Here is a 375-nt window from a genome sequence, read left to right as displayed (position 1 = left end):
ATCATCGTCACCCACGATGCCAAGGTGGCCGCCAATGCCGAGCGGATCATCGAAGTGCGCGATGGCGAGATCGTCAGTGATCGCGCCAACGAACGGGCGGTGGGCGCGCCGTCGCAGGTCGAGCCGGCCAGCCTGGCGTCCCGTGGTGCGCGCCGGCTGGTGGCCAGCCTGGGCTTGTTCAAGGAGGCCTTCAACATGGCCTGGGTGGCGCTGATCTCCCACCGCATGCGCACCCTGTTGACCATGCTCGGCATCGTCATAGGAATCACCTCGGTGGTGTCGATCTCGGCCATCGGCGAGGGCGCCAAGCGTTATGTGCTCAAGGACATCCAGGCCATCGGCAGCAACACCATCGACATCTATCCGGGCAGCAGT

Annotated in this window: 1 protein-coding gene; it reads left to right on the top strand. The window is 64.8% G+C overall.

Going from position 1 to position 375, the window contains the following annotated elements; all coding sequences use genetic code 11:
• Positions 1–375, top strand: a 375-nt coding sequence (locus tag HX773_RS25415; RefSeq protein ID WP_176973809.1) for an ABC transporter permease, incomplete at both ends; no start/stop codon positions are given.

Source organism: Pantoea sp. B9002 (assembly GCF_013385945.1).
GTDB lineage: Bacteria > Pseudomonadota > Gammaproteobacteria > Enterobacterales > Enterobacteriaceae > Pantoea.
This window is presented reverse-complemented; position numbering and strand designations above follow the sequence as displayed.